This window comes from Mesorhizobium sp. WSM4848 (genome assembly GCF_055811375.1).
This window is the reverse complement of record NZ_JBVVPX010000071.1, coordinates 1-8,905: the sequence shown is the minus strand read 5'-3', so window position 1 is coordinate 8,905 and position 8,905 is coordinate 1. Positions and strand designations below refer to the sequence as shown.

General features: G+C 59.2%; 10 protein-coding genes. 3 read left to right on the top strand and 7 right to left on the bottom strand.

Annotated elements, in window-relative coordinates:
- From AC0L16_RS32995 to AC0L16_RS32970, 6 genes are all read right to left on the bottom strand, one after another.
- Positions 1-1,023: IS1634 family transposase (locus AC0L16_RS32995; RefSeq protein ID WP_473625706.1), on the bottom strand; the 1,023-nt coding region annotated here is incomplete at its 3' end.
- Positions 1,024-1,335: 312 nt separating this feature from the next.
- A complete protein-coding gene (locus AC0L16_RS32990) occupies positions 1,336-1,635 on the bottom strand; it encodes a DUF982 domain-containing protein (RefSeq protein ID WP_473625705.1) in 300 nt (99 codons plus the stop codon).
- A 294-nt stretch (positions 1,636-1,929) separates the two neighbouring features.
- Positions 1,930-2,208 (bottom strand): hypothetical protein, encoded by a 279-nt coding sequence (locus tag AC0L16_RS32985; protein ID WP_473625703.1) that lies wholly within the window; start codon positions 2,206-2,208, stop codon positions 1,930-1,932.
- A gap of 27 nt (positions 2,209-2,235) precedes the next feature.
- Positions 2,236-2,535 (bottom strand): DUF1236 domain-containing protein, encoded by a 300-nt coding sequence (locus AC0L16_RS32980; RefSeq protein WP_473619457.1) that lies wholly within the window; start codon positions 2,533-2,535, stop codon positions 2,236-2,238.
- 467 nt (positions 2,536-3,002) lie between these two features.
- Complete coding sequence (locus AC0L16_RS32975) at positions 3,003-3,287, bottom strand: DUF982 domain-containing protein (RefSeq protein WP_353682800.1); 285 nt, start codon at positions 3,285-3,287, stop codon at positions 3,003-3,005.
- Positions 3,288-3,971: 684 nt separating this feature from the next.
- Positions 3,972-4,277 carry a hypothetical protein gene (locus AC0L16_RS32970; protein ID WP_473625702.1) on the bottom strand — a complete coding sequence of 102 codons (306 nt, stop codon included), beginning with the start codon at positions 4,275-4,277 and terminating at the stop codon, positions 3,972-3,974.
- Between the two features lie 1,088 nt (positions 4,278-5,365).
- Between AC0L16_RS32970 and AC0L16_RS32965 the strand changes: the two genes are divergently transcribed.
- A complete protein-coding gene (locus AC0L16_RS32965; RefSeq protein WP_473625701.1) occupies positions 5,366-6,268 on the top strand; it encodes a Vgb family protein in 903 nt (300 codons plus the stop codon).
- An 810-nt stretch (positions 6,269-7,078) separates the two neighbouring features.
- Positions 7,079-7,513 (top strand): hypothetical protein, encoded by a 435-nt coding sequence (locus AC0L16_RS32960; protein WP_473625699.1) that lies wholly within the window; start codon positions 7,079-7,081, stop codon positions 7,511-7,513.
- 166 nt (positions 7,514-7,679) lie between these two features.
- On the opposite strand, the gene AC0L16_RS32955 is transcribed toward AC0L16_RS32960, so the two are convergent.
- Positions 7,680-8,102: a hypothetical protein gene (locus tag AC0L16_RS32955; RefSeq protein ID WP_091598150.1), complete on the bottom strand. Its 423-nt coding sequence runs from the start codon at positions 8,100-8,102 to the stop codon at positions 7,680-7,682.
- A gap of 296 nt (positions 8,103-8,398) precedes the next feature.
- Here AC0L16_RS32955 and AC0L16_RS32950 point away from each other — a divergent pair, with 296 nt between their 5' ends.
- Positions 8,399-8,725 carry a hypothetical protein gene (locus AC0L16_RS32950; RefSeq protein ID WP_473625698.1) on the top strand — a complete coding sequence of 109 codons (327 nt, stop codon included), beginning with the start codon at positions 8,399-8,401 and terminating at the stop codon, positions 8,723-8,725.
- Positions 8,726-8,905: the final 180 nt, after the last annotated feature.

The window sequence follows — 8,905 nt, the reverse complement described above, 5'->3', positions numbered from 1 at the left end:
TTCGCCGTCGTCTTCGGCGAGAGGTTCGTCAGCCAATGACGAAAGCGGGCCTCGCGCACAGAATTCCTGACAGTCCCGGCTTGTGATCTCGGCCAGGTCGCGATCGTCGAACAGCGACAGCTGCAGCGGCCCGTCCTGCGCCGCCAGGGCCTGGATCTGCGGTGCCCGCAAGCAGGCGATCCAGTCCAGCCCGGCCGACTGCAGATCCTCGCGGATGCGGGCGCTTGTGATCATGCCGCGGTCGCCGACCAGCACCACGCGCTCCAGCCGGAAGCGCCGCTTGAGCTTGTCGACCTGCGCACTCAGCGTCGTCGGATCGGCGGCGTTGCCGTCGAACACCTCGACCGCCACCGGCAGCCCCTGCTTGGTGCACAGCAAGCCGTAGACGATCTGCGGGCGATCGCCCCGCTTGTCGCGACTGTGGCCGAACCGCGCAAGCGGGCATTGGCGCCCCTCGAAGTAGGAGGAACTCACGTCGTAGAGGACCAGCGTGCCGTCCCGCAGATGGCGCCGCGCCAGCCCGTTCTCGACCCAATGCTGCTCGCTCAAAAGCCAGTCCAAGGCCGCATAGACCTCGTGCTCGGCCACCGTTCCCAGGCCCAGAACCTGACCCAGGCTGGAACATGCGGTCTCGGGATTGACCGCACGGACAAACCCCAGCTTGGAGCGCGGCGCCACCAGCCGGTCGACCAGCATCCCGACCACCAGGTCGCAATGCCGCCGCGATTGGACGTCCCTGGCCGTGCTCAACAAAAGCCGGTCGAGCGCGATCTTGCGCACCATGCCCACTCCCGCCGCCACATGCCCATGCGGCAGCGAGCGCTCGACCCGCAACCCGTCCTCGCCAGTGCCGATCACCTGGCCGCCCTTGAGCAGCGCCTTCAGCCCGTCGATCACCGCGGCCGGCAGCTTGCTCAGATTGGCCAGCGTCCGCTTCTGGGCCTTGCCGCGCTCATCACGGTAGCTCTCGCGCAGCAACACGGCGGGCGGCGACTGGCGATTGGGCACGGTCTCGATGAACATGCGCGAATCGAATCATATTTTGACCGATTTGGGAATCCCTTACATGGACACAAATGGCGAACAGTTTCGCCGGGAAACCGCGCAAATCCGCCACTTGCCGGACATTTTCAATTCAAACTTCGGCTTAGATCTTCCTCTCCCCTGAGGTGCTTCACGCGGGCTTTGATCCCCGACTTGACCCATTGCGTTGCCGACCGCTTTTGCATGTCCTTTGGCGGTGGCCCGGCATGCTCCTGGACGCGTTTCCAGACGCCCCGCCGGTTGGGCCGGCGGCTTCTCGTGATCCTTGAGGGGCTGTCGGGCCGCTCGAACTTAATGAGTGGAGCGTAGCAACCCCTCCTCCTCGGCAGCGGCCTCGAACGCCTTTCTTACATCGTCGGGCGTGCGCTCGCCTTTAATGAGAGCGACGCAGGCCTCGATGGCCTCCTTCCATCTAGGTCCCCGCTTGGTCCACTTCATGAGTTCCGCCGCGGCACCCTCGACATTGGTACATACGTAGGTGAACCCAGGTCGGTCGGTTCCGATGTAGACCGGAGGGTGAAACCAATGGATACCCATGAGGGTGCCGCCGCCATTTTCGCCTGAGTTAAGAACGGTTGGATCGCCAGCCATGGCTACCTCTCCTACCTCTGAATTATCATTGGCCGGCAAACGGGACGGGCTAGCCAGAGTGAACGGAACGTGGTTCCGCGGCTCCCGGCGGGGTCGTGGCCAAGTGCGCGTGCTTCTGGAAGATGGCAATCTTGTCGGGATAGGTAATCCGGATCTCGCGTCCGCATCCCTCGCATCCGTAGTGGGCAACGACCTGAAACCAGCTGCCGTTCTTGATAACGGCGAAATTGCATTGCGGGCATTGGAAAGTCAGACCAACAGAGAATAGGCTGGGAGAGAGGACATTGCAGCGCGTCACTTTTTGGAGAGATTGAAGCCGGGTTGGTTGTCCAGCGTCTCGACGACAAAGGATACGGCAATCAAATCATCGGCAGGGATTCTGCCCTTGCCGTCCTCCAGAATGGCTGCGACCCTTTGAAAGGTCTTCAGTTCGCTCTCGGTAATCCGAGCGCCGCGCATCCTCTCATTGAGGCCAGCCACGCGCATTCGCAGCGCCTGCGACGCTCCAATCTCACGGTTCGACATGGTGATCACATTCCTCCCTTGCTGGCTACCCGCCGCACCTTTCGGCACGGCGGGCTGTCCTCCCAGTCGCTTTGGTCATTCGATGATTTTGATGATCTTGCGCGTGCCTGGGTCAACGACAACGGTCCGGTTGTCGACGACCACGTAGCGGTATTCGGTGTCGGGGACTTCATGAAGCTCGACCGTCTCGGGCAAGGTTGAGCCGATATTGAGTTCTACTCCAGGGATTTTCACCGACGCGAGCGGCTGCTTCTTCACATATTCCCTGATGACCGTTTCCTGTTCAGGCGCGATGACAACGTCCTGAGCGGCAGCGGCGCCGATACCTGCCAGCAGCAGAAATCCCGCGGCGAAAGTTGAAAGACGCATTCTCATAAATTGCCTCCTTGCGTGAGTTCTGTTGCGCTGAACGGCATCGTCTTCGCGCCAAGCACACCAAACCTCAGGCAGCCGCAAACGTTCCTTGATTGGGCTTCGGTCTACTCAAAGTAGGACCTAAGTCTGACCTTGCTGTCGCAAAGGACGGCGACGGGGTGCAGCCCGGTACCGCGACTGCCGGCACTCGTTCTCGCCATGTGCTCACAGGAGAGAGATCATGGAGAATAGTGTCCACCAAGCTCGCTGGTTACTCGCTCCGGTGTTCGCCGTATCGATCACGTCCTGGCGATAGGAATTATTGTTAGCTAGAAGCACGCGATTTGAGATCCGCGCAGCTAAGTCCCTTCCTGCGCTGATAAGCGACCACCCGCCATTCCTCGATTTGGCGGGTGGTCGGCAATCCGGCTGACCAGTCCGCCCAGGCGAGGCGCGTCAGCGGTTCAAATTCTCGAGGCGGCATCACCTCACAGCAGGTCTTCGGCAACCCCGTCGAATTTCCTAAGGCCTACGCTTGGCGGCTTTTGCTTGAGAAGGCCCTGTTCAGATGCTGCCGCCTCGAATGCAGCGAACGCAGCCTGGTGACTGCAATGTCCGGCCAGGCATTCCTCAACCATTCGGATTGCCTCAAGTCGGGACGGCTTGTCCATGAATGGCCATGGTTGCTGAAGCGCCGTCTCAGCATCAGGTATCGATGCAACCAGCATCGATCTATGATTCAGGTAGATCGTGATCGGTATAAACGCCGGCATCTTTGTCACTCTCCAGAATTGAAGTGGCTAAACGCGAAGACGTGGCGGTGGTTGCATGAACGTTCGTCGGGGCTGTGGGGGGCCTAATTTGCGTTGCGTCTACGACCTAACGGCAGTTTTGACGCTAAGACGAGTTCGTCCTCGTCAGTGATACCGGCCGTATAATTTGCAAGGATCCGGGACGCGAGAGCCTCACGTAGATGTTCGGAGTCGCCCTCCCTCTTGAGCCGGTCGAACACACGGCCCAGCGTAGCTACTTCGGATGCACTGAAGACGCCAAATTCCTTAGCCTTTCGATTAATCGGCATACCACCCCCTCCGGCAAACGTTCTGCGCAAATAATACGATTCAGGACATCTCGGACAACAAAAAAGCGCGCCGCACCTTTTAGGCACAGCGGGCTAGACGCCTTCATCAGGTGCCAATTATATATCTGACAAAAAGCCGCCTACCGCTTGGCAGCTAGGGCCTTTGCTTCCCGGAGCAGCGATGCCCAATGGAGCCCGAGGAACAAGATAAGCTCTCGGGCCTGTTCTTCGGTGATGCCGGTTTCTTTGACCAAGTCGAACGACGAAATCAATGTTGTTCGGCGCCCTATCCTGTTCGTCAGCCATAGGAAAGCTCCTTACGCCAAACTTCCCTATCTCGCGCTTGTTCCCAATCGCGCGACGGCGCGACGGAAACTCAAGCACGCCATAGAAAGTACCAACGAGCGATGGCGTACCCTACCAAGCCCAACATTGAGAGCACATACAGAACCAGGAAAAACGGAACCACGGACGGTTGGCTGTCGAGGGCGACGTCAGCTACTTCCCATTCCTCAACCAGATTGCGTTCCCGCCTGGCCTCCGTGACCGCCAAACCGTCCGGCCCAATTTTACCGTCGATCTCTCTCGAAATTCTTTGCGTGATATCGGCTAGGATCACTGGATCCTCGGGCAGGTTGCCCGGAAATCCCTCAGGAAGTTTGTCGTCATCGTTCTTGTCCATGGCGCCAACAATGTTCTCTGCCTCACTTGTGTTCCAAGTTTCTAATGTAAAATTTTGATCAAGACCCCGAACCCCCAACGGCGTGGGAAGGGAAAGGGCGGCTGTCGGGAACGACACAATCAACCGTCAACCAGCCACCCAGACCAGCAGTGCGACGCCGATGGCGTAGGGAACCAACCGCCAACGCGGCCCAATGCCAAAGCGGCATTTCGCTGAGAAGTTGCGAAACGCACACCCGCGCCTGATGTTCCGTGCGGGCACCCTCCGATCAGCCCGCGTCCTCCCCCTCCTGGGCGCGGGCTTCATTGCTATCCGACCTCGCAGCATTGGTCTGCGAGAACATGCTGCAAATGCCAAAACTGTTGTCTCAAGCCTTTGCTCCATATTTTAGACACCCCTGAGCTTCCATGAGGCGGTGCAGACGACGCTGGCTAGCCTCGACATTCGGGACGAGGCAAGGTCTGGCCGACTGCTCCCGCACATTAACCGCCTTCGGGACATTGTTGCTCGGCTTTGAGAGCCCCGGTTAGCGGCCGGCGGCGGCGCTGGCGTCAGGTTGGCCAAGCCGAAGGGCTGAAATGTGCGACAAGGCCGCTCAGATCGAACTCCGACCCATCAACCTCTGTTTTCCTCAATTGCGCATTTATGGATGCCGCCGGGAAAGCGGTTCAAGTGGGTGGTGCCCTGGTCTCTAACCTAAACCCTGGCGAGACAGCTTTTGGATCGGCCGCTGTCGACGCATCCAAGCTGGCTATTGCGAGCGCTTCCTGCCGAATTGGGCTGACGCAACCCTAAAATTCGACGACTGATTTCGCCAAGCACGCCCCTTTGCGGGGCGAATCCTTGCGCGCGACTGTCAGAGCCTCCCTCGCTTGCCAAGCATAAACTCTCGGGCACTTGCTGGTTGCTCTCATCTCGCTCCAAGCGTACCCTGACGATTGCGGACGGGCGTTTAAAGCCATCCTTCTATGAGACACGAAGGGGGTAAACGGGACGTAAGACTGTGCTTTTGGCTGTAGCGCTTTCCAGTGGCGACTGTCAGGACCAGATAGGCGGCCGTTACCGTCCATTGTGAACGGAGGTCCACTATGTCCAAGAAGAAGCAACTCGCTGCGGACACGGACAACGATACCTTTCTGTTCGTTAGCAGCACCAACACGAAGAGCGTCATGGCATACGACGGCGAGACCGGCGCCTTTCTGAAAAAGTTCGCCAACGGTGGCGGCCTCATCGAACCCGAAGGCATCGCCTTCGGTCCCGACGGCAACCTGTACGTCGCCAGCCGCAGCGATGAAGTGCTTCGTTACGACGGGGAGAAAGGCAACTTCCTTGATGTCTTCGCCAGCGGCCACGGCCTCGTCGACCCTGCCGGCATCGCATTTGGCGGACCAGACAACGACCTTTTCGTCGCCGCGGGCCTCACCGACGACGGCCTCGGCAACCAGATCCTCCGCTTCGACGGCGACACCGGCGTCTTCGAGGCCGTCGTCGATCCTGCCAACGCGGCCGGGCTCGACGACCCGGAAGCGCTGGTCTTCGGACCGGATGGCCTGCTCTATGTTGCCAGCGCTCCGGAATCAGGACCCGGCGAGGTCCTTCGCTACGACCCAGCGACGAACTCGTTCGTCGACAAGTTCGTCCCCAGTTCGGAGAGCAACATCTTGGATCCGACCGGCATGGTCTTCGGCCCCGACGGCGACTTGTTTCTCAGCAGCGCCGCGACGAGCGAGGTCATGCGCTACGACGGCACGACCGGCGAGTTCGAAGGTGTCTTCATCACCGCCGGCAGCGGCGGCCTCAATGAGGCCGAGGGCATGGCGTTCAACTCGAACGGCAACCTCTTGGTCGCAAGCGAGCTGGGCCACTCGGTGCTGGAGTATGACGGCACCACCGGCGCATTCGTCGGCGAGTTCGTCGTTGCGGGCAGCGGCCACCTTTCGGAGCCGACATTCATCACCTTCGGACCCCCTGAATCGGACTTTTTCATTTGAGGATTCCAGTGTCAAAAGATCGGCCGTCCTAGAGTCGTTTGCAGGAATCGGAACCAGGCGAGCCGCGGGCTTTGGCGCGCGATGTGACATCACCAAAACCCTGGCCATGGGCTAAGGGAGAGGCAAGAAAATGAAATCCCGATCGACATCGCCGTTCGGGACATTGGCGGGGGCGGCTCGCGACTGCGGTTTGTGTCCAGCAGCCATCTACTCACCATCTATTTTAGACACCCCCTGGCTAGCTTCGACATTCGGGACGAGGCAAAGTCCGGCCGACTACTCCCGCGCATCAACCGCCTTCGGGACATTGTTGCTCGGCTTTGAGAGCCACGATTAGCAGCCGAAAATTTCTATGGGGCGTCCTAGGGCGAACACTCAAAAGGTTCGAAAGTTCAAAACGTCACCTGCCTGCGAGTCTTTGCAGGGCACAAAATCGATTAACCGGAAAGCCGTTAATTAAGTTGGCCTAAGCCCTTGTCTCTTATCGGGCTTCTTGAGCTAACTTCCCTCGCGTGCGTGCGCGTACTGGTCGCGGAATTACCCTAGAAATTGGAGGTAATCGCAGAGATTACCGCGCTATAGGGCCGGTCCGTTCTGATAGCAGTGCAGTTGGCGAGATTTCGCATAAGCCTCCGACAGAACTCAAGCGCCCCTGATGAAAAGCCCGCCACCTGAGGCAGCGGGCCAAAAACACGAGGCGCCGCTGAGGCCCGACATCGTGTAGACGCGCCGCCGTTCATCGACGGTTCAGGCTCCTTGGCGTAAACTGGATAGCCAGAAACTGCGTCTTCCTATTCAGAGGAGTCCGCGATGAAAAGGCTCTTACCAGCACTAGCGGCCACAATCTTGGCCGCATCTTTCGCCTTGCCGGTCAACGCCGCGCCGACGTTCATGCAGAAACCCGAGCAAGCCCAGGCCAACGTGGTCGAACCCGTCAAAAAATGGAAAAAGGGGCACGGTAATCGTTACTGGCGGAATGGCCGCCACTGGAACAACCGGTACGCATGGCGGAATGGCCGCCACAGGCGGAATTGCGGCTACTATGGTTCTTGTTATCCACGCCGCTACTACGGCTACCGTAACTACTATCCGCGCTACTATCGGCCGTACTATCCGGGCTACTACCCAGGCTACTATCCGGGCTACTACCCAGGCTACTACCCTGGCTACTATCCTGGCTACTACCCTGGCTACTACCCTGGCTACTATCCTGGCTCGGGAGTGAGCATTTATCTGTCGTTCTAGCCAGCTGGATGCCCCTGCTGAAAGGGGCGAAGCTTGCGCTTGTGCAGCCCTTGCGCGATGGTAGCCGGGCTTGGGGGAAGGCCCGGCGGTCTCCCCCCAAACCGCAAGCCGCTGGGCCGCTCGAGCTCGCGCAACGGATGGCGGGACTTCACTTCATCGCTTAACTTCATGCGGGCATCAAATCGATGACCCGCATGATTGCGACCGCACTGCTCGTGTTCTGGGTGCCTTCGGTCGTATCTGCTTTGGCGCAGGTCCAAACATCGCCCTTCTTGACGGTGAACTTTTTCTCGTTCTGAACGACGGAAAGTTCTCCCTCGGTCAGGTGGCAGAGCATGTCATTCTTCATCACGTTGTCCGGCGTCTTCGCCCCGGGTTGGATTACAACATCGCGTAGCATGACCGTTTTATAAGCTGGTATGACCGAAGCCCGCTCACCAAGCGCTACAACTCTGACACCGGGGCCGACCTCCTTGCCCTCATCGGGGCCGTAAGTCTGTGCGGCGGCTGGGGTCGCCCAAGCGATCAGTGGCGTTGCGGCCACTGTAAGACCGAGTGCAAGTGTGGATCTACGATTGACGGCTTCCATTGCTTCCTCCCTGTTCAAAGTTGGTCGGAAAGGTAGGCCAACAAGTCAGGATGAGCCGCTGCGGCCCAAAGTCAACTGATCTTCCGTTGGGTTTGACCCTAGGGCCGGAGCGATGGCAGAAGACGACTGATGTTCTATAGCGTTGAGGCGCCCTTTTAATCGGCGTCCCAAAAATCCTGCAGTGAGGCGTGCCGAAGGTCTTCCTCGCCCCTGAGATGCTTCACACGGGCTTTGATACCCGGCTTTACCCACTGCGTTGCCGGCCGTTTTGGCATGTCCTTGGGCGGTGGCCCGGCATGTTCCTGGACTCGTTTCCACAGCCGCTTCCGCATCTCGCGATTGACGCTGACGAACGCACTGCCGACATATTTTCGGGTGCCCGGTTCTGCCATGAGTGCGAATGCCGGCTTACCCCGCTCGCGTTCGACGCCGAGAAGTTCAAACTCGCATTCAGTGAAGGACTTTGTCTTCAGCCAATTGGTGGTCGACCCGCTGAAACTGCCAGAGCGAAGATCAAGTGCATTCTTCGGACATGGCAGGAAACCGGCGCTATTGGCACTGAGGAACGCCTCGACAGCAAGCGGAACCCGCTCGCATTTTATGTCTGCGGTGATCCGGCATGAAGACGAAGGCCTCTTCTTCGCCGGCATCTGCCCCACTGCCTCACCTGCGGGTGTGGCAAGGTGTGGCGCCCGTGGCAACTGCACTGCCTCACCACCACCCCTTCATCCTGCCTCAACGCCAGAAGCGCCTCGTGTTGACAAAGGCGTCGTGCGCTTCCGCGGCGTCCTCAAGAAGCTTGG

Excerpts from the sequence above, each read along its gene's own strand:
- AC0L16_RS32990 (WP_473625705.1), bottom strand. The coding sequence starts at position 1,635 with ATGGCTGGCGATCCAACCGTTCTTAACTCAGGCGAAAATGGCGGCGGC.
- AC0L16_RS32980 (WP_473619457.1), bottom strand. The coding sequence starts at position 2,535 with ATGAGAATGCGTCTTTCAACTTTCGCCGCGGGATTTCTGCTGCTGGCA.
- AC0L16_RS32975 (WP_353682800.1), bottom strand. The coding sequence starts at position 3,287 with ATGCCGGCGTTTATACCGATCACGATCTACCTGAATCATAGATCGATG.
- AC0L16_RS32970 (WP_473625702.1), bottom strand. The coding sequence starts at position 4,277 with ATGGACAAGAACGATGACGACAAACTTCCTGAGGGATTTCCGGGCAAC.
- AC0L16_RS32965 (WP_473625701.1), top strand. The coding sequence starts at position 5,366 with ATGTCCAAGAAGAAGCAACTCGCTGCGGACACGGACAACGATACCTTT.
- AC0L16_RS32960 (WP_473625699.1), top strand. The coding sequence starts at position 7,079 with ATGAAAAGGCTCTTACCAGCACTAGCGGCCACAATCTTGGCCGCATCT.
- AC0L16_RS32955 (WP_091598150.1), bottom strand. The coding sequence starts at position 8,102 with ATGGAAGCCGTCAATCGTAGATCCACACTTGCACTCGGTCTTACAGTG.
- AC0L16_RS32950 (WP_473625698.1), top strand. The coding sequence starts at position 8,399 with ATGTTCCTGGACTCGTTTCCACAGCCGCTTCCGCATCTCGCGATTGAC.